Genomic DNA, 747 nt, shown 5'->3' on the forward strand with positions numbered 1-747 from the left:
TCTTCGGCGGCGGCGCGGGCGGGGTCGTGGTCGGCCCCTCGCCCGAGCCGGCGATCGGCCCGACGATCTGGGGCTCGGAGGGCGACAAGGCCGAAACGATCAAGCAGACGATCCCCTGGGACCGTTTCCGCAGCGGCGACGTCTCCGGGCTCCCGCTCGACAGCGAGGGCAACGTCAAGTTCCCCGCGATCACGCAGGAGGGCCAGGCGGTGTTCCGCTGGGCCGTGTTCGAGATGGCGAAGGTCGCGCAGCAGGCGCTGGACGCGGCCGGGATCAGCCCGGACGACCTGGACGTCTTCATCCCGCACCAGGCCAACGTGCGGATCATCGACTCGATGGTGAAGACGCTGAAGCTGCCGGAGCACGTCACGGTCGCCCGTGACATCCGCACCACCGGCAACACCTCGGCCGCCTCGATCCCGCTCGCGATGGAGCGGCTCCTGGCGACGGGCGACGCGAAGAGCGGTGACACCGCGCTCGTCATCGGCTTCGGGGCGGGTCTCGTCTACGCCGCGACGGTCGTTACCCTCCCCTAGGCACTCCGTGCCGGATCACACGGTCCGGCAGGGAGAGCAGCAACACCCGTCGCGACGCGGCGGGCCGCCACACCCTCTGGACAACAAAGAAGGAGCGCCATCATGGCCGCCACTCAGGAAGAGATCGTCGCCGGTCTCGCGGACATCGTGAACGAGATCGCCGGCATCCCGGTTGAGGACGTCCAGCTGGACAAGTCCTTCACCGACGACC

At 69.2% G+C, this 747-nt stretch carries 1 protein-coding gene and 1 pseudogene; both read left to right on the forward strand.

The features are described from left to right. The coding region (locus DMC61_RS40905) for a 3-oxoacyl-[acyl-carrier-protein] synthase III C-terminal domain-containing protein (protein WP_305022626.1) at nucleotides 1-536 on the forward strand (536 nt) is incomplete at its 5' end. A 102-nt stretch (nucleotides 537-638) separates the two neighbouring features. Then, nucleotides 639-747 (forward strand): annotated as a pseudogene (locus DMC61_RS42065) (acyl carrier protein); the annotation flags it as partial.

The organism is Amycolatopsis sp. WAC 04169 (genome assembly GCF_003947535.1).
Classification (GTDB): domain Bacteria; phylum Actinomycetota; class Actinomycetes; order Mycobacteriales; family Pseudonocardiaceae; genus Amycolatopsis; species Amycolatopsis keratiniphila.